Source organism: Paraburkholderia sp. J67, from assembly GCF_905220265.1.
Taxonomy (GTDB): Bacteria; Pseudomonadota; Gammaproteobacteria; order Burkholderiales; family Burkholderiaceae; genus Paraburkholderia.
In genome coordinates this window covers 497,853-522,658 of the sequence record NZ_CAJMZK010000003.1, presented here as the reverse complement: position 1 = coordinate 522,658, position 24,806 = coordinate 497,853, and the positions used below count along the sequence as shown (strand labels likewise).

At 66.2% G+C, this 24,806-nt stretch carries 23 protein-coding genes; 20 read left to right on the top strand and 3 right to left on the bottom strand.

The window, feature by feature from the left end:
* Positions 1 to 43: 43 nt before the first annotated feature.
* The 4 genes from U5782_RS09270 (at position 44) to U5782_RS09255 (ending at position 6,013) form a co-directional block, all read left to right on the top strand.
* On the top strand, positions 44 to 1,792 hold the full coding sequence (locus U5782_RS09270) for a 3-(methylthio)propionyl-CoA ligase (protein ID WP_322043503.1): 1,749 nt from the start codon (positions 44 to 46) through the stop codon (positions 1,790 to 1,792).
* Between the two features lie 217 nt (positions 1,793 to 2,009).
* A complete protein-coding gene (locus tag U5782_RS09265; protein ID WP_322043502.1) occupies positions 2,010 to 4,106 on the top strand; it encodes a 3-hydroxyacyl-CoA dehydrogenase NAD-binding domain-containing protein in 2,097 nt (698 codons plus the stop codon).
* Between the two features lie 29 nt (positions 4,107 to 4,135).
* A complete protein-coding gene (gene pncA, locus U5782_RS09260) occupies positions 4,136 to 4,771 on the top strand; it encodes a bifunctional nicotinamidase/pyrazinamidase (RefSeq protein ID WP_322043501.1) in 636 nt (211 codons plus the stop codon).
* A gap of 63 nt (positions 4,772 to 4,834) precedes the next feature.
* Positions 4,835 to 6,013, top strand: a complete 1,179-nt coding sequence (locus U5782_RS09255; RefSeq protein ID WP_322043500.1) for an acetyl-CoA C-acyltransferase — start codon at positions 4,835 to 4,837, stop codon at positions 6,011 to 6,013.
* A 16-nt stretch (positions 6,014 to 6,029) separates the two neighbouring features.
* On the opposite strand, the gene U5782_RS09250 is transcribed toward U5782_RS09255, so the two are convergent.
* Positions 6,030 to 6,443: a hypothetical protein gene (locus U5782_RS09250; RefSeq protein WP_322043499.1), complete on the bottom strand. Its 414-nt coding sequence runs from the start codon at positions 6,441 to 6,443 to the stop codon at positions 6,030 to 6,032.
* Positions 6,444 to 6,626: 183 nt separating this feature from the next.
* On the opposite strand from U5782_RS09250, the gene U5782_RS09245 reads away from it, so the two are divergent.
* From U5782_RS09245 to U5782_RS09220, 6 genes are all read left to right on the top strand, one after another.
* On the top strand, positions 6,627 to 8,084 hold the full coding sequence (locus U5782_RS09245) for a PLP-dependent aminotransferase family protein (RefSeq protein ID WP_322043498.1): 1,458 nt from the start codon (positions 6,627 to 6,629) through the stop codon (positions 8,082 to 8,084).
* Positions 8,085 to 8,185: 101 nt separating this feature from the next.
* Positions 8,186 to 8,488 (top strand): Dabb family protein, encoded by a 303-nt coding sequence (locus U5782_RS09240; RefSeq protein ID WP_322043497.1) that lies wholly within the window; start codon positions 8,186 to 8,188, stop codon positions 8,486 to 8,488.
* Between the two features lie 7 nt (positions 8,489 to 8,495).
* The gene (locus tag U5782_RS09235) at positions 8,496 to 8,987 is read left to right on the top strand and encodes a PaaI family thioesterase (protein ID WP_322043496.1); all 492 of its coding nucleotides are present in this window, start codon (positions 8,496 to 8,498) and stop codon (positions 8,985 to 8,987) included.
* Positions 8,988 to 9,080: 93 nt separating this feature from the next.
* Positions 9,081 to 10,079 carry an NADP-dependent oxidoreductase gene (locus U5782_RS09230; protein WP_322043495.1) on the top strand — a complete coding sequence of 333 codons (999 nt, stop codon included), beginning with the start codon at positions 9,081 to 9,083 and terminating at the stop codon, positions 10,077 to 10,079.
* A 96-nt stretch (positions 10,080 to 10,175) separates the two neighbouring features.
* On the top strand, positions 10,176 to 11,060 hold the full coding sequence (locus tag U5782_RS09225; RefSeq protein ID WP_322043494.1) for an SDR family oxidoreductase: 885 nt from the start codon (positions 10,176 to 10,178) through the stop codon (positions 11,058 to 11,060).
* Between the two features lie 27 nt (positions 11,061 to 11,087).
* Positions 11,088 to 12,050, top strand: a complete 963-nt coding sequence (locus U5782_RS09220) for an alpha/beta hydrolase (RefSeq protein WP_322043493.1) — start codon at positions 11,088 to 11,090, stop codon at positions 12,048 to 12,050.
* Between the two features lie 8 nt (positions 12,051 to 12,058).
* On the opposite strand, the gene U5782_RS09215 is transcribed toward U5782_RS09220, so the two are convergent.
* A complete protein-coding gene (locus U5782_RS09215) occupies positions 12,059 to 12,898 on the bottom strand; it encodes an NRDE family protein (RefSeq protein ID WP_322043492.1) in 840 nt (279 codons plus the stop codon).
* 102 nt (positions 12,899 to 13,000) lie between these two features.
* Positions 13,001 to 14,017, bottom strand: a complete 1,017-nt coding sequence (locus tag U5782_RS09210; RefSeq protein WP_322043491.1) for a folate-binding protein — start codon at positions 14,015 to 14,017, stop codon at positions 13,001 to 13,003.
* Positions 14,018 to 14,094: 77 nt separating this feature from the next.
* On the opposite strand from U5782_RS09210, the gene mltG reads away from it, so the two are divergent.
* The 10 genes from mltG (at position 14,095) to U5782_RS09160 (ending at position 24,804) form a co-directional block, all read left to right on the top strand.
* Positions 14,095 to 15,105 (top strand): endolytic transglycosylase MltG, encoded by a 1,011-nt coding sequence (mltG, locus tag U5782_RS09205; RefSeq protein WP_322043490.1) that lies wholly within the window; start codon positions 14,095 to 14,097, stop codon positions 15,103 to 15,105.
* Complete coding sequence (tmk, locus tag U5782_RS09200; RefSeq protein WP_322043489.1) at positions 15,106 to 15,726, top strand: dTMP kinase; 621 nt, start codon at positions 15,106 to 15,108, stop codon at positions 15,724 to 15,726. It begins immediately after the preceding gene.
* A 36-nt stretch (positions 15,727 to 15,762) separates the two neighbouring features.
* Positions 15,763 to 16,806: a DNA polymerase III subunit delta' gene (locus U5782_RS09195; RefSeq protein ID WP_322043488.1), complete on the top strand. Its 1,044-nt coding sequence runs from the start codon at positions 15,763 to 15,765 to the stop codon at positions 16,804 to 16,806.
* Between the two features lie 59 nt (positions 16,807 to 16,865).
* A complete protein-coding gene (locus tag U5782_RS09190; protein WP_322043487.1) occupies positions 16,866 to 17,651 on the top strand; it encodes a TatD family hydrolase in 786 nt (261 codons plus the stop codon).
* Positions 17,652 to 17,762: 111 nt separating this feature from the next.
* Entirely contained in the window at positions 17,763 to 18,476 is a 714-nt protein-coding gene (locus U5782_RS09185) for an ankyrin repeat domain-containing protein (RefSeq protein WP_415914277.1), read from the top strand.
* Between the two features lie 238 nt (positions 18,477 to 18,714).
* The gene (locus U5782_RS09180; RefSeq protein WP_205981610.1) at positions 18,715 to 19,071 is read left to right on the top strand and encodes a Rap1a/Tai family immunity protein; all 357 of its coding nucleotides are present in this window, start codon (positions 18,715 to 18,717) and stop codon (positions 19,069 to 19,071) included.
* A 356-nt stretch (positions 19,072 to 19,427) separates the two neighbouring features.
* Positions 19,428 to 20,738: a mechanosensitive ion channel family protein gene (locus tag U5782_RS09175; protein ID WP_322043486.1), complete on the top strand. Its 1,311-nt coding sequence runs from the start codon at positions 19,428 to 19,430 to the stop codon at positions 20,736 to 20,738.
* Between the two features lie 132 nt (positions 20,739 to 20,870).
* Positions 20,871 to 22,298, top strand: coding sequence for an alpha,alpha-trehalose-phosphate synthase (UDP-forming) (otsA, locus tag U5782_RS09170; protein ID WP_322043485.1), 1,428 nt, complete (start codon positions 20,871 to 20,873; stop codon positions 22,296 to 22,298).
* Between the two features lie 84 nt (positions 22,299 to 22,382).
* Entirely contained in the window at positions 22,383 to 23,558 is a 1,176-nt protein-coding gene (locus tag U5782_RS09165; RefSeq protein WP_322043484.1) for an AAA family ATPase, read from the top strand.
* 178 nt (positions 23,559 to 23,736) lie between these two features.
* Complete coding sequence (locus tag U5782_RS09160) at positions 23,737 to 24,804, top strand: glycosyltransferase family 4 protein (RefSeq protein WP_322043483.1); 1,068 nt, start codon at positions 23,737 to 23,739, stop codon at positions 24,802 to 24,804.
* Positions 24,805 to 24,806 lie beyond the last annotated feature (2 nt).

Below are 24,806 nucleotides of genomic sequence, written 5' to 3'. Positions count from 1 at the left end.
AACACGACCGATTCAAACATGAGAGTCGAGGAGACCGCCGACCATGACCGCGACGACCGCGCCGTTGCTGGGCCAGATGATGGATGTGCCGCTTCTCGTGTCGTCGCTGATCGCGCATGCGGCGCGCCATCACGGTAACGCCCAGATCGTCTCACGGCGCATCGAAGGCGACCTGCATCGTTACACCTATCGTGAATGCGAAGCGCGCTCGAAGCAGCTCGCGCAGGCGCTGATCGCACTGGGCGTGGAGCCGGGCGAGCGCGTCGGCACGCTGGCCTGGAACGGCTACCGCCACATGGAAGCGTATTTCGGCGTGACGGGTTTTGGTGCCGTGTGTCACACGATCAATCCGCGCCTCTTTCCCGAACAGATCGCCTGGATCGTCAATCACGCCGAGGACCGTTACGTCCTCTTCGATACGACGTTCGCCGCGCTGGTCGATGTGCTCGCCCCGCAATGCCCGCAGGTGCGCGGCTGGATCGCGCTGTGCGACGAAGCGCACCGGCCCGCCATGCGCACGCCGGTGCTCTGCTACGAAACGCTGCTCGCGGCGCAGGACGGCCAGTACGAATGGCCGCTGCTCGACGAGCGCAGCGCCTCGAACCTCTGCTACACCTCAGGCACGACCGGCAATCCGAAGGGCGCGCTCTACACGCATCGCTCGTCGGTGCTGCATGCGTATGCCGCCTCGCTACCCGATTCGATCGGCCTGTCCGCGCGCGACGCGTTGCTGCCCGTCGTGCCGATGTTCCATGTGAACGCCTGGGGCATTCCGCACGCGGCGCCGCTCAACGGCACCAAGCTCGTGCTGCCCGGCAAGGATCTCGACGGCAAGTCGCTCTACGAGTTGATGGAAAGCGAAGGTGTGACCTGTTCGGCCGGCGTGCCGACCGTCTGGCTCGGCCTGCTCAATTACATGCGCGAGGCGGGCGTGAAGTTCTCGACGCTCAATCGCACCGTGATTGGCGGTTCGGCGTGCCCGCCCGCGATGCTGCGTACCTATGAGGACGATTACGGCGTGCAGGTGATCCACGCGTGGGGCATGACGGAAATGTCGCCGCTCGGCACGCTCGCGAAGCTCAACTGGGAGCAGGCGCAGCGCCCGCTCGCAGCGCAGCGCGCGCTGCTCGAAAAACAGGGCCGTGTGATCTTCGGCGTGGACATGAAGATCGTCGGCGACGATGGGCGCGAACTGCCGTGGGACGGCGTGGCGTTCGGCGATCTGCATGTGCGTGGGCCGTGGGTCATCGACCGGTATTTCCGTCAGGAAGCGGGCACGCCGCTCGTCGACGGCTGGTTCCCCACCGGCGACGTCGCCACCATCGACCCGGATGGCTTCCTGCATATCACCGATCGCAGCAAGGACGTGATCAAGTCGGGCGGCGAGTGGATCAGCTCGATCGAACTCGAAAACATCGCTGTTGCGCATCCCGCTGTCGCCGAGGCGGCCTGCATCGCCTGCGCGCATCCGCGCTGGACCGAGCGGCCGTTGATCGTCGCGGTGAAAAAGCCCGGCGCGGAGGTGACACGTGAAGCGCTGCTGGCCTTCTTCGACGGCAAAGTCGTGAAGTGGTGGCTGCCCGACGACGTGGTGTTCGTCGACGAACTGCCGCATACGGCCACCGGCAAGCTGCAAAAGCTCAAGCTGCGCGAGCAGTTCCGCAGCCACGTGTTGCCGAGTGCGCTTGCCGCGAGCGAACAATGCCCGCTGGAGCCGCTGGATGGGGACGCGAACGCCGGCAAGGGCGCAGGCGGCGCGGACCCGGTCCGATCGGCGGCCTTGCGCGACTGAATAGAGCGCCTCCCGGGAGGCGCAAACTTTTCTCCGGCGCGGCCTTCGGGCTGCGTTTTTTTTGCCCTTTTTTCGGGATCGGTATAAACCCCGACGCCTCATCGACCGAAAAAAATGGAACGAGCGTACTTTTTTCGGTATTCTGCCTGCTGACCGGGAATGTCGGACAATGAAGCCGGCGACGCACAACGCGGCCCGCAAGCATGGAGGCAGGCAAATGGTAGTGGACAACGCGGCAGTGAATTACACGACTCGCGACGGCGTCGCCGTCATCACGCTCAACAATCCGCCCGTCAATGGCCTCGGGCTGTCGACCCGCACCGGCATCGTCGAAGGCCTCGCGCGCGCCAACAGCGATGCGGCTGTGACGGCCATCGTCATCACGGGCGCCGGCAAGGCCTTCTCGGGCGGCGCGGACATCACCGAATTCAACACGCCCCGCGCGACCCAGGAGCCCACGCTCCACACCGTCATCAAGGAAGTCGAGAAGAGCGCCAAGCCAGTCGTGGCCGCGATCCACAGCGTCGCGATGGGCGGCGGTCTGGAACTGGCGCTCGGCGCGCATTACCGCGTCGCCGCGCCGGGCGCGCAGATCGCGCTGCCCGAAGTCAAGCTCGGCATCCTGCCGGGCGCGGGCGGCACGCAACGCCTGCCGCGCGCGATCGGTCTCGAACCCGCGCTCAACATGATCGTCAGTGGCGCGCCGGTGCTCTCGGAGAAGCTCGCGAAGTCCGGCTTGTTCGACGCCATGATCGAAGGCGATCTGCTCACCGAGGCTGTCGCGTTCGCCCGCAAGGCCGCCGACAAGCAAGGCCCGCATCCGCTCGTGCGCAACCGCAAGATCGAGCATCCGAACGCTGAAGGCTTCCTGCAGTTCTCGCGCAACACCGTGGGCGCGATGTCGAAGAACTACCCGGCGCCGGTGAAGTGCGTCGATGCGATCGCCGCAGGCGTGAAGCAGGGCTTCGACAAGGGTCTCGCCTATGAGCGCGAGTGCTTCATCGAACTCGTGCAAACGCCGGAGTCCCACGCGCTGCGCCACGCCTTCTTCGGCGAGCGCGCCGCGAGCAAGATTCCCGATGTGCCGTCCTCCACGCCGCTGCGCGATATCCAGAAGATCGCGGTGATCGGCGCGGGCACGATGGGCGGCGGCATCACGATGAACTTCCTGAACGCGGGCCTGCCGGTCACGCTGCTCGAAACGAAGCAGGAAGCACTCGATCGCGGTCTCGCGACGATCCGCAAGAACTACGAAGCGCAGGTCAAGAAGGGCAAGCTCACGCAGGAGAAGCTCGAAGCGCGCATGGCGCTGATCAGCCCGACGCTTTCCTACGACGACCTCAAGCAAGCCGATCTCATCATCGAAGCGGTGTTCGAAGAACTCGGCGTGAAGGAGCAGGTGTTCAAGCGTCTCGACGAAGTCGCGAAACAAGGCGCGATTCTCGCCTCGAACACGTCGACGCTCGACGTCGACAAGATTGCAGCCTTCACGAAGCGTCCGCAGGATGTGGTCGGCCTGCACTTCTTCAGCCCGGCCAACGTCATGAAGCTGCTCGAAGTCGTGCGCGGCAAGGACACGGCCAAGGACGTGCTGGCCACGGTCATGCAGGTTGCGAAGAAGATCCGCAAGACGGCAGTGGTGTCGGGCGTGTGCGACGGTTTCATCGGCAACCGCATGGTCGAGCAGTACGTGCGCCAGGGCCTCTACATGCTCGAAGAAGGCGCGCTGCCCGCGCAGGTCGATCGTGCCGCCGAGAAGTTCGGCTTCGCGATGGGTCCGTTCCGCATGGGCGACCTCGCCGGCAACGACATCGGCTGGGCGATCCGCAAGCGTCGCTATCAGGAAAAGCCGGAAATCAAGTATTCGAAGATCGCCGACCGCCTCTGCGAACTGGGCCGCTTTGGCCAGAAGACCGGTGCGGGCTGGTACGACTACAAGGCCGGCGAGCGCAACGCGCTGCCCTCGAAGCTCGTCGACGACATGATCGTCGCGTACTCGAAGGAAGCCGGCGTCGAGCGCCGCAAGATCAGCGATGAGGAAATCGTCGAGCGTCTCGTGTTCGCACTCGTCAACGAAGGCGCGAAGATTCTCGAAGAAGGCATCGCCTCGAAGGCGTCGGACATCGACATGGTCTACCTGACGGGCTACGGCTTCCCGCTGTGGCGCGGCGGCCCGATGCTCTACGCGGATACCGTCGGTTTGTACAACGTGGCGCGCGCGATCCGCCGCTACGCCGCACAGCCCAACGGCGACGCGTGGGAAATCGCCGCGTCGCTGGCCGGGAAAGCTGAAAACGGCGGCACGTTCAACTGAGTCGACTGAGTCAATACCGGACGGACATCATGAGAAGTGCAGACGACGTGCTCCTGTTGATCGACCTGCAATACGACTTCATGCCGGGCGGGGCCCTCGCGGTCGCGCAGGGCGATGAAGTCGTGCCGGTCGCCAACCGGCTCGCGCAGGACTTCCGGCAGGTGGTGCTCACGCAGGACTGGCACCCGGCGGAGCACGTCTCGTTTGCGGCTAATCACGCAGGGCGTAAGCCTTTCGAGACGATCGCGCTGCCGTATGGCGAGCAGGTGCTGTGGCCCACTCACTGCATGCAGGGCACGCAGGGCGCGCAACTGCATCGCGATCTCGACGTGCCGCAGGCGCGCGCGCTGATCCGCAAGGGCCATCACGCCCAGGTCGACAGCTACTCCGCGTTTCTCGAAGCCGACCGCACGACGCCTACGGGCCTCGCGGGTTATCTGCGCGAGATCGGTGCGAAGCGCGTCTACTGCTGCGGGCTCGCGACCGACTATTGCGTTGCGTGGTCCGCGCTCGATGCGCGCGCCGCCGGGTTCGAGACCGTGTTGATCGAAGACGCCTCGCGCGCCATCGACCTGAACGGTTCGCTCGCCGCCGCGTGGGAGCAGTTGCTGGCCGCGGGCGTGAAGCGCGCGCAGTCGGCCGACGTGCTCGCGGGCCGCGTCTGATTCCCTCCTGATGTCCCGGATACGCCTACATTCGCAGCATCCAATATTTCGCTGGAGACACGCATGACTGACGCCGTAATCGTTTCGACCGCCCGCACGGGCCTCGCCAAATCGTGGAAGGGCGCCTTCAACATGACGCATGGCGCCACGCTCGGCGGCCATGTCACGCAGGCCGCCGTCGAACGCGCGAAGATCGACCCCGCGCGCGTCGAGGACGTGATCATGGGCTGCGCGAACCCCGAAGGCGCGACGGGCGCCAACATCGCGCGCCAGATCGCACTGCGCGCGGGCCTGCCGGTTTCGGTGCCGGGCATGACTGTGAACCGTTTCTGTTCGTCGGGACTGCAGACGATCGCACTGGCCGCGCAACGCGTGATCGCCGGTGAAGGCGAGGTGTTCGTGGCGGGCGGCGTGGAATCCATCTCGTGCGTGCAGAACGAGATGAACCGCCACATGATGGCCGAAGGCTGGCTCAGCCAGCACAAGCCGGAAGTCTACTGGAGCATGCTCCAGACCGCCGAGACCGTCGCGAAGCGCTATGAGATTTCGCGGGAGCGCCAGGACGAGTACGGCGTGCAGTCGCAACTGCGCGCGGCGGCAGCCCAGGCCGCAGGCCTCTTCAACGACGAAATCGTGCCCATGACGGTGCTCGCCGGTGTCGGCGACAAGGCAACGGGCCAGCTCATCACGAAGGAAGTGACGATTTCCGCCGACGAAGGCATCCGCGGTGACACCACGCTCGAAGGCGTGTCGAAGATCCGCACGGCGCTGCCGGGCGGCGTCATTACGGCGGGCAACGCGAGCCAGTTCTCGGACGGCGCGAGCGCCTGCGTCGTGATGAACGCGAAGGTCGCGGAGCGCGAAGGCCTGCAACCGCTGGGCATCTTCCGCGGCTTTGCGGTGGCCGGTTGTGAGCCGGACGAAATGGGCATCGGCCCGGTGTTCGCCGTGCCGAAGCTGCTCAAGCAGGCGGGCCTCAAGGTCCAGGACATCGACCTGTGGGAGCTGAACGAAGCGTTCGCCGTGCAGGTGCTGTATTGCCGCGACAAGCTCGGCATTCCCGCCGACCGCCTCAACGTGAACGGCGGCGCGATCGCAGTGGGCCACCCGTACGGTGTGTCGGGTGCGCGTCTCACGGGCCATGCGCTCATCGAAGGCAAGCGTCGCGGCGCGAAGTTCGTCGTCGTCACGATGTGTATCGGCGGCGGTCAGGGCGCGGCAGGTCTGTTCGAAGTCGTCTAAACGACGCTAGCCGAGGCTAGAAGCGGCGGGCCTCGCTTCGCTGCGGGCGGGCGTGCAGCCACGCGCCCGCCCGTGACAGCCTGCGCGCCGCAAACGCGATCCACGCGATCAACCCGGGCGGTTGGCTCGCCTGCACCAGCAAGCGTGCGCCGGCTGCATGCGCGGCGCTGACGGCATAGCCGGTGCGTTCGCGGGCGATGTGCCGCTCGCCTTCATGCAGATGGAGCGTCTGTTCGGGCGCGATCTGGCCGAGCGCGGCGAGCCCCGGGTCGCGATATCTCAGGAGCAGGTCGCCTTCCACCGCGACGATGGCCGCGCCACGGCGCAACTCGACGAGGTGGAGCGCGCCGCGCGCAAGCGCGATCGTTTCTCTGTCCCTGTCCGCATAGACGGGCAGGGCGCCATTTTCGGAGCGTGACGAGTCGTGCATGGTCGAAATCCGGTCGGTGAGGCGAAGTCAGGCTCCCAGCTTACGGAGGCGCGCATGCCCGTAACAGCCGCAGGAGCGCGCCAATCGCTGCGCTACAGCGCTCGCGCGGCGCGTGCTGTACCGGTGCAATCGGCGCTTGCGTGTATCTGTCGCGGTGCCGCGCGTGTCTGGCATCATCGACCGATGAACGTCCCCGACCAGCCTCTCTACCGGCAACTGGCCGGACACTACCGGCGCAGCATCCAAAGCGGCGTGCTGCGCCCCGGCGACCGCATGCCGTCGATGCGCGCGTTCATGCGCCAGCACGCAGTGAGTCTCGCCACGGCCACCGAAAGTTATCGGGTGCTCGAACGCGAGGCGCTCATCGAGGCGCGGCCGCGCGAAGGGTATTTCGTGCGCGCCGCCGCCAGCACGCTGCCTGCGGCGCGCGAGCCCGAGCCCGATTGGCGGGAGACGCCCTCCGAAGCGCAATTTGTGGGCATCCACGCCACCATTTCGGCGCTCGTCGCGCGCTGGCAGCAGGTGCCCGACGCGCTCAACCTGGGCGGCGTGACCGCCGCCGATGCGCTCTTTCCCGGTGAAGCCCTGCAAAAGATCGCCGTGCGAACGCTGCGACATCGGCCCGATCTGCTCACCGCGCCAGGCCACGAGCGCGGCGATCCGCGTCTGCGCGCCGTGATCGCGCGCCGGGCGCTGGCCGCTGGCTTCACCGTGCATCCCGACGAAATCGTCATGACTCACGGCGGCACCGAGGCCGTCAATCTCGCGCTGCGCGCGGTGACGCAGCCGGGCGACACCGTCGCCGTCGAATCGCCTTGCTTTTACGGCTTGCTGCAAGTGCTCGAAAGCCTGGGGCTGCGTGCTCTTGAAATCCCCGCGAGCCCGACCACTGGGCTATCGGTCGAAGCGCTCGATTTCGCGCTGCGCCAGCACGCGGGCGTCAAGGCGGTGGTGGTCGTGCCGCATTTGCAGAATCCGCTCGGCTGCGTGATGCCCGACGCGCACAAGCAACGTATCGTCGAGTTGTGCACGCAGGCGGGCGTCGCCGTGATCGAGGACGATCCGTATCGCGAACTGGTGGAAAGCGAGAGCACGCCCCGTTCGCTCAAGGCCTGGGACACGCAAGGCTGTGTGATCCATTGCACCTCGTTCAACAAGACGCTTGCGCCCGGCATGCGCGTGGGCTGGATGGCGGGCGGGCGCTGGCATTCGCGCATCGCCATGCTCAAGTTCGCGCAATCGCGCCTGAACGAGCCGCTTTCGCAGGCAGTGCTCGCGGAGTTCCTGCAAAGCCAGGCGCACGAACGGCATCTGCGCCGTCTGCGCGAACGTCTGAGCCTGCAACGCGCGCGCATGGCTCAAGGCATCGGCGCGACGTTTCCCGAGGGCACGCGTTTCACGCCGCCCGTTGGCGGCATGGCGTTCTGGATCGAGTTGCCGCCTGGCGTCGAGTCGATGGCGCTTTTCGAAGCGGCGCTGGCCGAGCGCATCCGCATCATGCCGGGCACGGTGTTCTCGAATTCGGGCCGTTTCGACCACTTCATTCGCGTGAGTTGTCCGGGGCCGGACCCGCAGAGCGCCGACGCGGCGCTCGCGCGCATCGGCGCGATCGCGCACCGTCTGGCCGCGCGCGGAGGCTGATTTCATGGCCCTCGCGCCTGAAACCATGCGGGTATCATGACGGCAGATTCGCGCCCCTGAGGCGCGGCCCTCCGTTAAAGATAGACAGAAAAGGTGATTACGTGATTCGTCATATCGTGATGTGGAAGCTCAAGGATTCAGCCGAAGGCGCGACGCGCGCCGAAAACGTCGCGAAGTTCCGCACGCTGCTCGAAGGCTGCCGCGATCTCGTGCCGGGCACGTTGCATCTCGAAGTGGGCCTCGCGGGCGAGGGCCTCGATTCGACCTATGACCTCGTGCTGGTCTCCGATTTCGCCGACAAGGCCGCGCTCGACGCGTACCAGGTTCACCCCGAACATCTGATCGTGAAGGACTTCGCCAAGCGCGTGGTCGAGACGCGTCAGTGTGTCGATTACATTGCGTGAATCAGCCATGACCGTCGATACGAAAAACGTCCAGCAGCCCACGCAGCAGCCCACCATCGAAAGCCCCTTCGTCGATGAACTCGGCGCGAAGCTCGTGAGCGCGCGCGACGGCGCAAGCGAAGTGGTATTGCCTCTCGCGCCGCATCACATGAATACGTGGAACGTGGCGCACGGCGGCGTGACCATGACGCTCGCCGATATCGCGCTGGCGATGGCCGCGCGCAGCGTGGCCGCCGATGGCGTGGGCGTCGTCACCGTCGAAATGAAGGTGAATTTCATGCAGCCGGGGCGCGGCGAATTGCGCGCGTATGGCCGCGTGCTGCACCGCTCGACCACGATGGCCTATTGCGAAGGCGAGATCCGCGATAGCGAGGGCCACTTCGTCGCCAAGGCGCTCGGCACCTTCAAGTACATGCGGCGTCTCGCCGTCGGCCGCGATGTGGTGCGCCAGCGTCTGCGTAGCGACCCCAACGCGACGCCCGGTCCCAGCGACGGTTGATCGCCGACCTCATTCATTACCTCAGCGCGCGGCGCGTGCCGCGCGTCCTACCGCCGAATCCGGCAGTCAACCCCGTCGTCAATCTCGAACGCCATGACCCAGACCAATCGTCAGATCCTGCTCGCGTCGCGCCCCGAAGGCGTCGCCAGCGTCGATAACTTCCGTCTCGTCGAAACGCCGCTCGAGCCGCTTGCACAGGGTCAGGTGCGCGTGCGCAATCACTGGCTCTCGCTCGACCCCTATATGCGCGGCCGCATGAGCGACAGCAAGTCCTACGCGACGCCCCAGGCGCTCGACTCGGTGATGATCGGCGGCACCTCGGGCGAAGTGGTCGAATCGCTCAATCCGAAGTTCAAGGTCGGCGACAAAGTGGTCGGCATGAGCGGCTGGCAGGAATTCGGCACCTCGGACGGCAGCGACCTGCATGTCGTCGATACGACGCACGTGCCGCTCTCCGCCTACCTCGGCCCGGTCGGTATGCCCGGCGTCACGGCCTGGTACGGCCTGAATCGCATCATCACGCCGAAGGCGGGGCAGACCGTCGTGGTGAGCGCGGCGAGCGGCGCGGTCGGCAGCGTCGTCGGCCAGCTTGCGAAGCGCGCGGGTTGCCGCGCCGTGGGGATCGCGGGCGGCGCGGACAAGTGCCGCTACGTGGTGGAGGAACTGGGCTTCGACGCCTGCGTCGACTACAAGGCCGGCAATCTTTATCAGGACCTCAAGGCCGCGACCCCGCAGGGCGTGGACGGCTACTTCGAGAACGTGGGCGGCGCGGTGCTCGACGCCACGCTCGCGCGCATGAACGCGTTCGGACGCATCGCGCTGTGCGGCATGATCGCGGGCTACGACGGCGAGCCGGTCCCGCTCAAGTATCCGCAACTGCTGCTCACGCAACGTCTGATGGTGGAGGGTTTCATCGTCTCTGAGCATATGGAAGTGTGGCCGCAGGCGTTGTCGGAGCTCGGCGCGCTGGTCGCGCAGAAGAAGCTGGTCTATCGCGAGACCGTGGCCGATGGCCTGGAAAATGCGCCGTCCGCGTTCCTCGGCATGCTCAAGGGGCAGAACTTCGGCAAGCAGCTCGTCAAACTGATCTGACGCTGTGAATACAGAACAGGCCGGCCCGATGCTTTACGCACGCCGGCCTGTTTTTTCGATGCATAGGTTGTACTAACGAATCGTAGAGGAGACGCGATGTCCGATCCGTTCCAGTTCGATGGCCGCGTGGCCGTCATCACCGGCGCAGCCAGCGGCTTTGGCCGCGCGTTCGCGCAACAGGCTGCCGCGCTTGGCATGAAGCTCGTGCTCGCCGATGTCGATGCGGATGCGCTCGAAGCCGTCGTCGCGGCGATGCGCGAGCAGGGCGCCGAGGCCATTGGCGTGCGCACCGATGTGCGCGATCCTGCCCAGGTCGATGCGCTCGCGAAGGCCACGCTCGATGCCTACGGCAAGGTCCATCTGCTCTTCAACAACGCTGGCGTGGGCACGGGTGGCTTCGTGTGGGAAAGCAGCGCGAAGGACTGGGACTGGGTGTTCGGCGTCAATGTGATGGGGGTGGCCAACGGCGTGCGCAGCTTCACGCCGGCCATGCTCGCGCAGGGCGAGCGCGCACATATCGTCAACACGGCTTCGGTGGCGGGGCTGCTCGCGCCGCCCGCGATGGCTGTCTACAACGCGTCGAAGCACGCGGTCGTCGCGCTCACCGAAACGCTTTATCACGACCTGAAGAACGTGAGCGATCAGGTGAGTTGTTCGCTGCTGTGCCCGGCATTCGTGCCGACCGGCATTGCCAATGCCGAGCGCAGCCGTCCCGGCGATCTGCGCAACGACGCGCCGCCCACGCGCTCGCAGCAGGCCGCCGATCTGCAACTGCAGCGCGCGGTGCGCTCGGGCCGCCTCACGCCCGACGACGTGGCCAAGGCCACCTTCGACGCCGTGCGCGACGGCCGCTTTTATATCCTCACGCATCCGGGCATACTCGCGTCGGTCAAGCTGCGTCACGAGGACATCGAGACGCTGCGCAATCCCACCGATCCGCTCTCGCTCAAGCCTCAGGTCAAGGAGGCGCAGGCGCAGTAGCGCCCAGACCGTCACCGACAATCCGCTATGCCGCTCAACGCGAAGATCGCACTCGTACTCGATATGGTGGCCCGCGCGGGCCGCACGCCGTACCACGAACTCACGCCACAGGCGGCGCGGGCGTCCTACGAAAAGAGCGCATCGGTGCTGGAAGTTGCCGCCGCGCCGATGCATTCGGTCGAAGACATCGACGTGCCGGTGCGCGACGGCGCGTCGATCCGCGCGCGGCTCTATCTGCCCATTGAGCCGCAGTGGTCCGAGCCGCTACCCGCGCTGGTGTATTTCCACGGCGGCGGCTTCACGGTCGGCAGCGTCGATACCCACGACGCGCTGTGCCGCATGTTTGCGCGCGACGCGCGTTGCGCGGTGCTCTCGGTCGATTACCGGCTTGCGCCTGAGCACAAGTTTCCGACTGCGGTGCACGATGCCTTCGACGCTTATGCGTGGCTTCACGCGCACGCGGCCGAACTGGCGATCGACCCCGCGCGCCTGACGGTTGGCGGCGACAGCGCGGGCGGCACGCTGGCAACGGTGTGCGCGGTGCTCGCGCGCGACGCGGGCATCGCGCCCGTGCTGCAACTGTTGATCTATCCCGGAACGGGCGGGCATCAGCAAACCGCTTCACACCAACGTCTCGCCGATGGCTATCTGCTCACGGCGCCCACGATCCAGTGGTTCTTCAATCACTATGTGCGCGATGTCTCCGATCGCGACGACTGGCGCTTCGCGCCGCTCGACGGGACGCGCGATGCGCCCGATTTTCATGGCTTGCCGCCCGCGTGGATCGCGGTGGCGGAGTTCGATCCGCTCGTCGATGAAGGCGTGGCTTACGCGGAAAAGCTGCGCGCGGCGGGCAACGCCGTCACGCTTGTGCGTTACGACGGCATGATCCACGAGTTCTTCAAGCTGGGCGCTTTCGTGGAAGACGCGCGGCAGGCCCACGCGCAGGCCGCACAGGCGCTGCGCGAGGCGTTTGACTCGGGAGAGTGACAGTACGCTCAGGCAAGCGTGCTGCGCGTCGCGCTTACCGTGTACTGTTCACGGCGTTCCGAACGGCCCGGCCGCGCGATGCGGTGCGAGCCGTCGTCGTCGCTGCGCTCGCAGGTTTCCACGTTCAGATTCGCGCCATCCACACGCACGCGTAGCGCCGTGGTGCCGCGCGTGCCGTAATCGGGCGTCTCGATGAACGCCGCCGACAACGCGCGCTCGCGCTCCAGCGGGAGGCCCGTCGCGGGCAGATCGGCGTCTGGCGCAATGCGCGGGTCGCGCATCATCTCGATCAGATTGTCGAGCGGCACGTCTGGGCCATTCGCGACTTGCTGCGCGAGTTCGGCGCGCTTGTGCACAAGCTTGGGCCACGGGGTGTCGAGCACAGCGTTCGAAATGCCATGCGTGCCGTCGGGCAGCAGCGCGGGCACGCGGTCACCGCGGTTGCAATACCAGGCAAGCTCGCGCCGGGCCCAATCGCCGATCACCAGATTGAAGCCGTTGTACAGATCGCCTTCCCGCGCGACGCCTTCGAGATAGCCGAGCGGCGTATCGGGAAGGTCCGGCGCGCCCGTGAGCCAGCGCGACACCAGCGTGCCGCGCGTGGGCGCGTCCGGACGCATCTCGTGCGGCGCGCGATAGTTGGTGAGCGCGGCGAAGCGCCCGCCGCGCGTCATGCCGAGCCAGGTGCCACCGCCGACCAGATCGCGGCCCGCCAGCACGTCGGGCGCGTCGTCCCACCATTGCAGGGGCGCGGCGGTGCGGCGCAGGAATTCGTCGCGGTTGGCCGCGAGCGTGAAGAGCGCGCCGTCGCGTGAATCGGGTCGCCAGTCGAAAACGATCAGGCACATGGCGCGCCGTCTCCTTGATGCGGGAATGGTGGTGCCATGCCGCTCGCGCGCGGCATGGGCACAGCGTGCCCGGCGCGCGCGGCAGCAACGGTCGGCAAGGTCTCAGACCTCGGTGGGTAGGGCGTAGGGCAGCGGCAGGATGCGCAGCGCGGGGCCTTCGGCCGAACCGAGATGAACGCTGCCCGTTTCGAGTGCGGCGAGCTTGATCTCCGCGAGCAGATCGACGCCGCCTTCGGGCGACGCCGCCGCGTTCACGATCATGCCGCAGGGCTGGCCCGGATCGTCGGAGTGGAACAGCTCCACGCCCGCATGCGCGGCGTCGAGCCCAGCCGCCACGCCCGCGAGCGCGGTGCGGCGCTTGATGGTGCCGCGATACTGGCTGCGCGCGACCACTTCCTGGCCCGGATAGCAGCCCTTCTTGAAGTTCACGCCGCCGAGCACGTCGTAGTTCACCATCTGCGGGACGAACTGCTCGCTCACCGCCTGGGTGATGCGCGGCTCGCCTGCGCGGATGTCGAGCCAGTCCCAGACTGCGGGCGAGACCGCCTTGAGTTCTCCGGCGAGCGTGGCAAGTTTCGCCTCGACGGCTTCCTTCGGCCCGACCCACAGGTAGCGCAGGCGGCCAGCCGCGTCCGGCATGCGGATCAGCGTGCCCGCGGGGTCGTCCACCTTGACGTGCACGCCATCGGGCAGCGCATCGAAAACGCGCGCCAACGCGCCGCGCACGTCGCCCGCGAAGCCGACGACGAGCAGTTTGTCGGTGTCGTCGGTGAGCTTCGCCTTGGCGCGCAGGACGAACATCGAGAGGCGTTTCTGCACGCCGGCCTGGACGTCCTTCGAGAGCATCAGCCGGATCGTGTCGCCGCTTTTCCACGTGAGGAAGGAGGCGAGCAGGCGGCCCTTGGCCGAGCAATAGCCCGCGAGGCGCGCGCCGGCCACATCGAGGTGCTGGACGTCGTTGGTGAGCTGGCCGTGCAGGAAGCTGGCTGCGTCGTCGCCATTGGCGTCGATCACGCCGAACTGCGGCAGGATCGCGAAGGCGCCGGCCTTGAGGACAGCGTCGAAATCGGCGGCGGACGGGGTATCGGTGTGTGCGTGAGCTGCGAGCGGTGCGTTCATGGATTCGGGGAACAGTCAATCCTGACTTTAGCGAGGGCAAGCGGTTATTATATGAGGTCCCCCAGAGTCATGTTTCCATGTCCCTCCTGAAGAAATGCCTTGCAGCGGGCGCCGCGCTCGTCGTGCTGGGCGCAGCCGCCGCGGGCGGCGTCGCATATTGGGCCACGAGGCCGATCCCGCTTGGTGTTCAGCAGCTCGACGTCACCATCAAGCCGCATAGCTCGGTGCGCAGCGTCACCACGCAGTTGCGCCGTGGCGGCGTGCCGGTCCAGCCCCAGTTGTTCGTGCTGATGACCCGCGTGCTCGGCCTGCAAAGCCAGCTCAAATCGGGCAACTACGAGTTCAAGGCGGGCATCACGCCCTATGACGTGCTGCAAAAGATGGCGCTTGGCGACGTCAACGAATATGTCGCGACCATCATCGAAGGCTGGACCTTCAAGCACATGCGCCAGGAACTCGACGCGAATCCCGCGCTGACGCACGACACGGCCGGCATGAGCGACGCGCAGCTGCTCGGCGCGATCGGCGCGGCACCCGCGCCGCAGGGCAGCGGCGAAGGCCTGTTCTTCCCGGATACCTACCTGTTCGACAAAGGTTCGAGCGATCTCGACGTCTATCGCCGCGCCTACAAGCTGATGCAGACGCATCTGGGCGAGGCGTGGGCCGCGCGCGCGCCGGGTCTGCCGCTCAAGTCGCCGTATGAGGCGCTTACGCTCGCCTCGCTGGTCGAAAAAGAGACGGGCAAGGCCGGCGACCGCGCGCTTGTCGCGGCCGTGTTCGCGAACCGGCTCAAGGTGGGCATGCCGTTGCAGACCGATCCGTCCGTGATCTACGGGATGGGCGAGAGCTATCTGGGGCATCTGCACAAGCGCGATCTGCAGACCGACACTCTTTACAATACGTACCTGCGCCTCGGGCTGCCGCCGACTCCAATCGCGCTGCCCGGCGCCGCCTCGCTACAGGCGGCGCTCAATCCTGCCGCGACCGCCGCGCTGTATTTCGTGGCGCGCGGCGACGGCAGCAGCGTTTTTTCTGACAATCTCGTCGACCATAACAAGGCCGTCGACAAGTACATCCGGGGTAACTAAATGGCGCGGGGCCGATTCATCACCTTCGAGGGCATCGATGGCGCGGGCAAGACCACGCATCTGGCCTGGTTTCGCGAGCAGCTCGAACAGAAGCTTGCCGCGGCCGGCCGCACCGTGGTCATGACGCGCGAACCGGGCGGCACCGCGCTTGGCGAGAAGCTGCGCGAGATCCTGCTGCACGAACCGATGGACCTCGAAACCGAGGCGCTGCTGATGTTCGCGGCGCGCCGCGAACACCTCGCGCGCGTGATCGAGCCGGCGCTTGCGCGCGGCGACTGGGTGCTCTCCGATCGCTTCACCGACGCCACGTTCGCGTATCAAGGCGGCGGCCGCGGTCTCCCGCGTGACAAGCTCGAAGCGCTGGAGCGCTGGGTGCAGGGCGGTTTCCAGCCCGACCTGACGGTGTTGTTCGACATCGAGCCGGACACCGCGAGCGAGCGTCGCGGCGCCGCGCGCGCGCCGGACCGCTTCGAGAGCGAAACCGACGCATTCTTCACGCGCACGCGCGCCGAATACCTGCGCCGCGCGGAAGAAGCGCCGTATCGCTTCGCCATCGTCGATTCGTCGCAGAGCATCGAAGAGATTCGCCGCAAGCTCGAACAGGTGATCGGCACGCTCTAAGCGCGTCACATCGCGCCTAACTTATTGATCAAAAACATGATTTATCCTTGGCAAAGCGGCGACTGGGAGCGCCTTCAGCAACTGCGCAGCCACTGGCCGCATGCGTTGCTGTTGCATGGCCAGGCGGGCATCGGCAAGCTCCAGTTCGCCCAGCATCTGGCGAAAGGGCTGTTGTGCGAGTCGCCGCAAGCCGACGGCCAGCCCTGCGGCACGTGCCCGGCCTGCACCTGGTTCGCGCAGGGTAATCACCCCGACTATCGCGTCGTGGTGCCCGAGGCGCTTGCCGGACTCGTCGGTCCCTCGGGCGCGGACGACAAGGACGACGCCAAGGCGGACAAGGCCGATGGCGAAGAGGGCAAGAAGAGCCGCACGCCGAGCAAGGAAATCAAGATCGAGCAGGTGCGCGCGCTGCTGGATTTCACGAGCGTGGGCTCGCACCGTGGCGGCTCGCGCGTGGTCGTGCTGTACCCGGCCGAAGCGCTCAACGTGGCCGCCGCCAACGCGCTGCTGAAGACGCTGGAAGAACCGCCGTCGAGCGTGGTGTTCGTGCTGGTGTCGGCGCGTATCGACCGTCTGCTGCCCACCATCATCAGCCGCTGCCGCCAATGGCCGATGGGCACGCCCGCGCCGCAGGAAGCGCAGGCCTGGCTCGCGCAGCAGGGAGTGGCCGATGCGGCCGCCTTGCTGGCCGAGGCCGGCGGCGCGCCGCTCGCAGCGCTGGCGCTCGCGAGCGACGAGAACCGTACGTTGCGCGACTGGACGCTCGCCCAACTCGCCGCTGGCCCGAACTGCGACGCCTTTGCCTGCGGCGAGACGCTCCAGAAGCTGCCGGTGCCGCTCGTGCTCGGCTGGTTGCAGCGCTGGGCCTACGATCTGCTCGCCGAACGCACGGCGGGGCGCCCGCGCTACTACCCGCAGTTGGCGGACGCGCTGGCCCGCTGCGCGGCCAAACTCGATGCGGCCGCGCTCGCGCGCTATCTGAAAACCGTGACGCGTCAGCGCGCCGTCGAGAACCATCCGCTGAATGCGCGTCTCGTGTTCGAGGAGCTTTTTCTCGGATATCGTGAAATGTTTGCCTGAACGGCGGACAGCGCGCTGATTTTTCCCCGATTTCCCCGTTTTTCTTCGCAGGACCGCCCATGTTTGTCGATTCGCATTGCCACATCAATTTCGAGGGTCTGGCCGACCGGTTGCCCCAGGTGCTCGAGAACATGCGCGCGCAGGACGTCACGCACGCGCTGTGCGTCTCGGTGGATCTGGAGACGCTGCCGTCGGTGCTCGACATCGCGAGCCGCTTCGAGAACGTGTACGCGTCGGTGGGCGTGCATCCGGATCACGAGGACGTGCAGGAGCCGTCGGTCGCCGATCTCGTGGAACTGGCGCGGCACCCCAAGGTGGTGGCGATCGGCGAAACGGGGCTCGATTACTATCGGCTGGGCGAGCGCACGATCGAAGACATGGAGTGGCAGCGCGAGCGTTTTCGCACCCACATCCGCGCCGCGCACGCGACGAGCAAGCCGCTCATCATCCATACGCGCGCGTCCTCCGAGGACACGCTGCGCATCATGGAAGAGGAGCGCGCCGGAGAGCCGGGCGGCGTGATGCACTGCTTCACGGAGCCCTGGGCGATCGCCGAGCGCGCCATTGCGCAGAATTTTTACATTTCGCTGTCAGGTATCGTCACCTTCAAGAGCGCGACCGACGTGCAGGACGTGGCGCGGCGCGTGCCGATCGAGCGTTTGCTGATCGAAACCGATTCGCCTTATCTTGCGCCAGTGCCTTATCGTGGCAAACCGAATGAACCTGCGTACGTTAGCCATGTCGGAAGATTCATTGCCCAGCAACGCGGATTGCCGGACGCCGAACTCGGCGCTGCCACCACGCAGAACTTTTTCCGGCTGTTCAAGATCCCGGCTTCGGCCTGAAATCCTGCCGAAAGTCCGGCCGCGCGCTGGCAATGCCGCTGGTTTGCACTGCGTGACCAGCGGGTGATCCGTTTGTTATCAATCAGATATCGAATAACGTTAAGGCCTGACATGAACCTGAATTCGCTTAAGTCCACCGTCCACGCCACGCACGCGCCGCGCGCCGCCGGCCTGCGCAGCGTTGCCGCCGCGCTCGCCATCGGCATGGGCGCCGCCTTCTTCGCGAGCGCGCCGGCTTACGCCGCGCCGATCGACTCGCTGGTGAAGGGCGTGAAGTTCGACGACGACAAGGGCGTCGCCAAGGACATCGCGAACGGCCAGGACCCGAACGCCACGGACGATCAGGGCATGCCGCTGCTCGTGCTGGCTGCGCGTGAAAAGTCGGACAAGGTCGCGGCGCTGCTGCTCGACAACCCGAACACCAGGATCAACGCCGAAGACAAGGCGGGTGAGAGCGCGCTGATGCTGGCGTCCCTCAACGGCGACGTCGATCTCGTCAAGCTGCTCATCACCAAGGGCGCTGACGTCAACAAGCAGGGCTGGACCCCGCTGCACTACGCCGCCGCGAACGGCAACGACGACGTGGTGAAGCTGCTGATCGGCTACTCGGCCGACGTCAACGCACTGTCGCCCAACGGCACGACGCCGCTGATGATGGCCGCGCGCGGCGACCACATGAGCACGGCGAAGCTGCTGCTCGACCACGGCGCGAACCTCCAGGCCAAGAACCAGATCGGCATGAACGCGCTCGACTTCGCCAAGCAGTACAAGGCGCCGGACGCGATCAAGGACCTGTCGGCGCGCATGGGTCAAGCGGCGCAGTAAATTTGCCGTAAAGCGTAGTACGGGCTGCCACGCCGGCGCGAGTTTGCACTCGAAACCGGCCCGAAGCCCGCGTTTGAAGGGATGTCGTGGTGCTTGCGTACAGTGGGTAACACGACAGTCCCCTAAAACAGTGCACAATAGCGGAATTGCCCCTTACTGCCGACGCCGCCACCGGCTCGCGCCAGTAGGCGGCACGCGGCGCGGGGGCGCCGCCCCACACGACGATTCAAGGAGAACCATGCTGCGGGCTCTGTTCTGCGCCGGCGCGCTCATGTTGCCGCTGTCGGCTTTCGCATTCACCGCCAGCGACCTCAACCGCCTTTGCTCGAAGACCGACGTTGCCTCGCGTAGCGCTTGCGCGGCCTATATCGAAGGTGCTGCCGACGGCATTTTCAATACCATCGACGCCATTGGCGGGACGACCGGCCCGCGCGTTGGCCAGTACTTCTGCCTGCCGGCGGATGCGCGTTCCGCGCAACTCACCGACGCCGTGCGCAAGTACATCGCGGACAATCCCAATGTGGCCGGCTACAACGCCAGCACGGCGATTTCGCTTGGGCTGGGCAAGGCGTTTCCCTGCAAGACGGGCAGCTGATTCTGCCGGGTAACGTCCGGCTGCCCCTGCGTTCGGGGGCCTGAACCGCTTCGAACGAACTAGCGAACGACCGACCGGCTGCGTGCACGACCGCGCAGCCGCGTCCCCACGCCGTTGAACCAACGGTGAAATCCTCAGTCGATTTATCTGCATCGCGCCTTTTGTCTGGCGCTTTCGCTTCTGCCATAAGCGCATTTTTAAGCGTTTCTTTACGCGCATTCGGGTAGCGTTCAGTGTGTGGGCCGCGTCGCCATTCATCGGTGTTCACGACGCCCGCAGCCCACACGCGTCCGATTCTCTGCTTCGTAGCGCATTTCCCACTCGATGTCCCCGCATTCAGGAGGAATTGACCGCCGATGCCCAATCTCGACTCGCTCTCCGAGCTGGCCTCGCGTCTTGCCGACGCGCCTTTGCAGAACTGGCTCGGCACGCTGATCGTCAGCGCGCTCGCGCTCGTTTTCGCCGTCGGACTCCACTGGCTCGGCGCGCGCGTCGTGCGCCGCATCGCGCGGCCGTATCCGCGCGTGAGCGTATTCGTGCGCTACGTGCACCAGCCCGCTCGCGCGGTGCTTGGCGTGCTCGCGCTCGAATTCGTCTGGTGGCAAGCGCCCGACACGCTGCGCTTCATCGGCACCTTGCGCGAGCTGTGCGCGTTTGCGCTGGTCGGAGCGATCACCTGGCTGTCGGTACGCTGCGCGGCGGCGATCGGCGAGGCCATCATTGCCGCGCATCCGCTCGATATTGCCGATAACCTCCACGCCCGCCGTATTCACACCCAGGCGCGCGTGCTCGCGCGCACGGTGATGGTCGTCATCATTATCTTCGGCGTGGGCGCCGCGTTGATGACGTTTCCGAATGTGCGGCAGATCGGCGCGAGCCTGCTGGCCTCGGCGGGCGTCGCCGGTCTGGTCGCCGGTATCGCGGCACGCCCCGTGCTAGGTAATCTGATTGCCGGTTTGCAGATTGCGATTTCGCAGCCTATCCGGCTCGACGACGTGGTCGTGATCCAGGGCGAGTGGGGACGCATCGAGGAAATCACCGGCACCTATGTGTCGGTGCGTATCTGGGACCAGCGCCGTCTGATCGTGCCGTTGCAGTGGTTTATCGAGAATCCGTTTACGAACTGGACGCGCAGCAGCTCGCAGATCATCGGTTCGGTGTTTTTATGGCTCGACTACCGCATGCCGCTCGCGCCGTTGCGCGAGGAGTTGGCGCGTATCGTCGAGCACGCGCCGGAGTGGGACAAGCGCGTGCAGGTCCTGCAAGTCACCGACGCCAACGAGCGGGCGATGCAGTTGCGCGTGCTGGTGAGTTCGCAGGACTCCGGCCTGAACTGGGATCTGCGTTGCCGGGTGCGCGAGGGATTGCTCGATTTCGTCAATGCGCGCTATCCGCAATATCTGCCGAAGGCGCGCGCCGAGGTCGCGGCGCAACTGGACGGCGGCGGGTTGTTCGAAGCGTCAGGATCAGGCGAAGCGATGGCGCAACGGGGTGGGGCAGAGTCCCGTCCGATGCCGCCGTGGCGGCCGCCCGCGGCTCCGGCATCGAGCACGGCGGCGCACACCGAAGCCGACCCCGTGGCGGGCAGCAGCCTGCGCGCCGGGTTGCAACGCGAGAGTGAGGACGGCGACACGGCTGTGGCGCAGGAGGAGCGACCGGCGCCTTGACGATGCGCGGATCAAGCGATGCCCGCGCGCGCGAGAATCTATAACAGAGGAAGCAATGCAGATGAAAGAGCCGGTGACAGCGCCGATAACAGCGCCGACAACAGCGCAGACGAGACGAGGAGGAATGCAACGATGGCCAGACTGATAGTCGTCTCGAACCGCGTGGCGACGCCCACGGAGACCAAGGGCTCCGCGGGTGGACTCGCCGTTGGCGTGTTCGGTGCGCTCAAGGACGCGGGCGGCGTATGGTTTGGCTGGAGTGGCGACGTGGTGAGCGAAACCGTGGCGAACGCGGGCCCCACGCTCGTCAAGGAGGGCGCCGTCAGCTTCGCGACGGTCGGCCTGACGAAGAAGGATTACGACCAGTACTACCGCGGCTTTTCGAACGCCACGCTCTGGCCGGTGTTCCACTATCGCAATGACCTCGCGCGCTACGAGCGCGACGAATACGCCGGCTACCGCCGCGTCAACGCCTGGCTCGCGCACAAGCTCATGAAGCTGATCGAGCCCGACGACATCATCTGGGTCCACGACTATCACCTGATCCCGTTCGCGGAGGCGCTGCGCTCGGAGGGCGTACGCAACCGCATCGGCTTCTTCCTGCATATTCCGTTTCCCTCGCCGCAGGTGTTGCAGACGATTCCGCCGCACGACGAGCTCGTGAAGTCGCTGTGCTGCTACGACCTGCTCGGTTTCCAGACCCGCAACGACCAGCAGGCGTTTCACGATTACATGGCGCGCGAGGCGCGCGGCGTCGTGCGCGAGCTGGGGAAGAAGGGCGAGACGGGCCAGCAGGGCGAGCACGAGGGCGAAATCGAGGCCTACGGGCGCAAGCTGCGCACGGGCGTCTACCGCATCGGCGTGTTTCCCGACGAGATCGCCGAACAGGCCGCACGCTATGAAAGCCGCCAGCACGTGCTCGATCTCAAGCAGAGTCTCGAAGGGCGCAAGCTCATCATGAGCGTGGATCGCCTCGATTATTCGAAGGGTCTCGTCGAGCGTTTTCAGGCCTTCGAGCAGTTGCTCGAGCATTCGCCCGAATGGCGCGGCAAGGTCACGCTCGTGCAGATTGCACCGCCCACGCGCTCGGATGTAGCCAGCTACAAGGTGATTCGCGAGGAGCTGGAGCGTGAGGCGGGCCGCATCAACGGGCGCTACTCGGGCCTCGATTACACGCCGATCCGCTATCTGAGCCAGCAGTACGATCGCATGAAGCTGATGTCGCTGTTCCGCGAGTCGCAGGTGGGATACGTAACGCCGTTGCACGACGGCATGAATCTCGTCGCCAAGGAATATGTGGCCGCGCAGAATCCCGACGATCCCGGCGTGCTGGTGCTGTCGATCTTCGCGGGCGCCGCCGCCGAACTGAGTGGCGCGCTGCTCGTGAATCCGCACGATGCGGCGGGCATGTCCGAGGCGCTGGAGCGCGCGCTGTCGATGCCGCTGGCCGAGCGCAAGGCGCGCCACGAAACCAATATGGAAGCGTTGCGGCGTAACGATCTGGGCGTGTGGCGCGACCGCTTCCTGCGCGATCTGGCGAGCGTGCCGCAGCCGCGCTGACGGGTCAATGACGGCCACTGGCGCAGGAGGGGCCGCGACGTTTGCGTATCATCCGGCGTTGGCCCTTCGCTCAACCCACGCCTCATGCTCACCACGCTCGCTATCGCCAACTACCGCTCGCTGCGCGAGCTCATCGTGCCGCTCGGGCCGCTCAACGTCATCACGGGCGCGAACGGCAGCGGCAAGTCCAATCTCTATCGCGCGCTGCGTCTGCTCGCGCTCACCGCGCGCGGTGGTGTGATTCCGTCGCTTGCGCGTGAGGGCGGTCTGCAATCGACGCTGTGGGCCGGTCCGGAGCGTTTCTCGCGCGCCGTCGCCGCGGGCGATCACGCGGTTCAGGGCACCGTGCGCAAGGACGCGGTGAGTCTGAAGCTCGGCTTCGCGGGCGAGACCTTTGGCTATGCGATCGACCTCGGTCTGCCGCCGCCCGCGTCGACCTCGCAGTTTTCGCTCGACCCGGTCATCAAGCGCGAGTGCATCTGGAGCGGGCCGCTGCTGCGTCCCTCGGCGCTGCTCGTGGACCGCCAGGGGCCGATGATCCGCATTCGCGACGATGAGTCGGGGCGCGGCGAATGGTCCACGCTCGCGCAGCCGGTGGCGAGCTTCGACAGCATGATGACGGAGTACGCCGACCCGCGCAGCGCGCCCGAGATGATCGCGGTGCGCGAGCAGATCCGCTCGTGGCGCTTCTACGACCATTTCCGCACCGACGAGCACGCGAACGCGCGCCAGGTGCAGATCGGCACGCATTCGCCGGTGCTCTCCGACGACGGCGCGAATCTCGCGGCGGCTTTGCAGACGATCCGCGAGATCGGCGACGGCGCGGCGCTCGACACGGCGATCGGCGATGCGTTTCCCGGCGCGCGTGTCGAGATCGTCAATCACGATGGGCGCTTCGAGGTGGCGCTGCGTCAGGAAGGGCTGTTGCGCCCGTTGCGCGGCGCCGAACTGTCGGACGGCACGTTGCGCTATCTGCTGCTCGCCGCCGCGTTGCTGAGCCCGCGACCGCCCGCGCTGCTGGTGCTCGACGAGCCGGAAACGAGCCTGCATCCCGATTTGCTGCCGTCGCTGGCGCGCCTGATCGCGCGGGCTTCGACGCACTCGCAGGTGCTGGTGGTCTCGCATGCGGCGCGGCTCGTCGCGGCGCTGGAGCGCGAGGCGGGCAGCCAGTCGATCGTGCTGGAGCGACGCCTGGGGGCGACGACCTTCGCCGATCCCGATTCGCTCGATGTGCCCGCGTGGAAGTGGCCGTCGCGCTGAATCGGGTGACATGCTCCGGGCGTTTTGGCCTCTGAGCCGTTATGAGACGAGCAAAGACCTGGGAGTCGCTCTACGTGTCGGCTCTGTGACGACTCGCTTACAATGGCCCAGGACTGTTGAGGCATTCAGGCGCGAAATATGCGTCACCTGAAGATTGGCCGAACACTGGAGACACCCGATGAGAATTGCGCAGATCGCTCCGCTGACCGAATCGGTTCCGCCCAAGCTGTACGGCGGCACGGAACGCGCCGTGTCGTACATCACCGAAGCGCTGGTCGAGCTCGGCCACGATGTGACGCTATTCGCAAGCGGCGACTCCGTGACGAGCGCGAAGCTCGAACCGGTCTGGCCGCGCGCGCTGCGGCTCGATCCCGCCATTCGCGACCGGGTCGCGCCGCACATGCTGCTAATGGAACTGGTACGTCGTCAGGCCGACCAGTTCGACGTGCTGCACTTCCATATGGACTACTACTCGTTCTCGGTGTTCAAGCGCCAGGAAACGCCGTTCGTGACCACGCTGCATGGGCGTCTCGATCTGCCCGAGCAGCAGCCCGTGTTCGACACCTTCAACACCGCGCCCGTCATCTCGATCTCGAATTCGCAGCGCCAGCCGCTGCCGCAAGCCAAATGGCTACGCACGGTCTATCACGGCCTGCCCGAGCATCTGTATACGCCGCAACCCGTGGAGCCGCGCTATCTGGCGTTCCTCGGACGGATCTCGCCGGAAAAGCGTGTCGATACCGCGATCCGCATCGCCCAGCGCTGCGGGCTGCCGATCCGCATCGCCGCCAAGGTGGACGAGGCCGACCGCGAGTATTTCGAGCGTCAGATCAAGCCGCTTTTCGCGTTGCCGAACGTGGAGTTCGTGGGCGAAATCAACGACAGCCAGAAGGCCGAATTCCTCTCGGGCGCGCACGCGCTGCTGTTTCCGATCGACTGGCCGGAGCCGTTCGGTCTCGTGATGATCGAGGCGATGGCGTGCGGCACGCCGGTGATCGCTTTCAATCGCGGCTCGGTGCCGGAAGTGGTGGACGATGGCGTGTCGGGTTTCATCGTCGAGGATGAAATCGGCGCGGTGGCGGCCGTCAACCGCCTCGCACGCGTGCCGCGTACCGGCGTGCGGCGCCGCTTCGAGGAGCGCTTCACCTCGCACCGTATGGCGCAGGAGTATGTGGAGGCCTATCAGGCGGTGATTCGCGCGAGCAAGCGCTCGCGCTTCAAGGTGATCGATACGTCCGCGACGTGAGC

Coding starts and splice junctions, on each gene's coding strand:
- U5782_RS09160 (WP_322043483.1), top strand. CDS start 23,737: ATGAGAATTGCGCAGATCGCTCCGCTGACCGAATCGGTTCCGCCCAAG.
- U5782_RS09245 (WP_322043498.1), top strand. CDS start 6,627: ATGAACGTCCCCGACCAGCCTCTCTACCGGCAACTGGCCGGACACTAC.
- U5782_RS09220 (WP_322043493.1), top strand. CDS start 11,088: ATGCCGCTCAACGCGAAGATCGCACTCGTACTCGATATGGTGGCCCGC.
- U5782_RS09175 (WP_322043486.1), top strand. CDS start 19,428: ATGCCCAATCTCGACTCGCTCTCCGAGCTGGCCTCGCGTCTTGCCGAC.
- U5782_RS09225 (WP_322043494.1), top strand. CDS start 10,176: ATGTCCGATCCGTTCCAGTTCGATGGCCGCGTGGCCGTCATCACCGGC.
- pncA (WP_322043501.1), top strand. CDS start 4,136: ATGAGAAGTGCAGACGACGTGCTCCTGTTGATCGACCTGCAATACGAC.
- U5782_RS09210 (WP_322043491.1), bottom strand. CDS start 14,017: ATGAACGCACCGCTCGCAGCTCACGCACACACCGATACCCCGTCCGCC.
- U5782_RS09215 (WP_322043492.1), bottom strand. CDS start 12,898: ATGTGCCTGATCGTTTTCGACTGGCGACCCGATTCACGCGACGGCGCG.
- U5782_RS09230 (WP_322043495.1), top strand. CDS start 9,081: ATGACCCAGACCAATCGTCAGATCCTGCTCGCGTCGCGCCCCGAAGGC.
- U5782_RS09235 (WP_322043496.1), top strand. CDS start 8,496: ATGACCGTCGATACGAAAAACGTCCAGCAGCCCACGCAGCAGCCCACC.
- U5782_RS09185 (WP_415914277.1), top strand. CDS start 17,763: ATGAACCTGAATTCGCTTAAGTCCACCGTCCACGCCACGCACGCGCCG.
- U5782_RS09180 (WP_205981610.1), top strand. CDS start 18,715: ATGCTGCGGGCTCTGTTCTGCGCCGGCGCGCTCATGTTGCCGCTGTCG.
- U5782_RS09255 (WP_322043500.1), top strand. CDS start 4,835: ATGACTGACGCCGTAATCGTTTCGACCGCCCGCACGGGCCTCGCCAAA.
- U5782_RS09270 (WP_322043503.1), top strand. CDS start 44: ATGACCGCGACGACCGCGCCGTTGCTGGGCCAGATGATGGATGTGCCG.
- U5782_RS09265 (WP_322043502.1), top strand. CDS start 2,010: ATGGTAGTGGACAACGCGGCAGTGAATTACACGACTCGCGACGGCGTC.
- otsA (WP_322043485.1), top strand. CDS start 20,871: ATGGCCAGACTGATAGTCGTCTCGAACCGCGTGGCGACGCCCACGGAG.
- tmk (WP_322043489.1), top strand. CDS start 15,106: ATGGCGCGGGGCCGATTCATCACCTTCGAGGGCATCGATGGCGCGGGC.
- mltG (WP_322043490.1), top strand. CDS start 14,095: ATGTCCCTCCTGAAGAAATGCCTTGCAGCGGGCGCCGCGCTCGTCGTG.
- U5782_RS09165 (WP_322043484.1), top strand. CDS start 22,383: ATGCTCACCACGCTCGCTATCGCCAACTACCGCTCGCTGCGCGAGCTC.
- U5782_RS09190 (WP_322043487.1), top strand. CDS start 16,866: ATGTTTGTCGATTCGCATTGCCACATCAATTTCGAGGGTCTGGCCGAC.
- U5782_RS09250 (WP_322043499.1), bottom strand. CDS start 6,443: ATGCACGACTCGTCACGCTCCGAAAATGGCGCCCTGCCCGTCTATGCG.
- U5782_RS09195 (WP_322043488.1), top strand. CDS start 15,763: ATGATTTATCCTTGGCAAAGCGGCGACTGGGAGCGCCTTCAGCAACTG.